At 49.7% G+C, this 382-nt stretch carries 1 protein-coding gene and 1 pseudogene; both read right to left on the bottom strand.

The window, feature by feature from the left end; translation table 11 throughout:
* Positions 1-286 (bottom strand): annotated as a pseudogene (locus BFF42_RS21250) (IS3 family transposase); the annotation flags it as partial.
* A 28-nt stretch (positions 287-314) separates the two neighbouring features.
* Positions 315-382 (bottom strand): hypothetical protein (locus tag BFF42_RS28435; protein WP_371261907.1); only part of this gene is annotated, 68 nt, incomplete at its 5' end.

Raw genomic sequence — 382 nt, 5'->3', positions numbered from 1 at the left:
TCTGAGGGGGCATGCTGTACCCGGTCGTAATAACCGCTCCTGGATACACCAGGTACCCGACACATCGCTTCAACAGGGAATTGTTGTCGCCATTGTTCGACTAACGCGTATTTTTCAGCGACTCCTGGGCAAAATACGCTGTTGCTTTTTTTAATATATCTCGCTCAAGTCGTGCTTCATTTAAAGCCTTACGCAGTTGCATAACTTCAGATTCCAGCTCAGCCACTGTGCGGGAGCCTGGTGTATTGAGCCCTTTTCTTGCGGCGGTAACCCATTGTCCTAAAGTAAGCGTCAACGGAGCACCGTATTGACGCTTATTTATTGGTGAGTGCTACGTTCCATGGCAGGAGTTCGTCAACACGGTTGGAAGGCCATTCCGGCA

Source organism: Shigella sp. FC1661 (assembly GCF_001712525.1).
Taxonomy (GTDB): Bacteria; Pseudomonadota; Gammaproteobacteria; order Enterobacterales; family Enterobacteriaceae; genus Escherichia; species Escherichia coli.
Note: the sequence above shows the minus strand (reverse complement) of the source record. Positions and strands in the feature narration are given on the sequence as shown.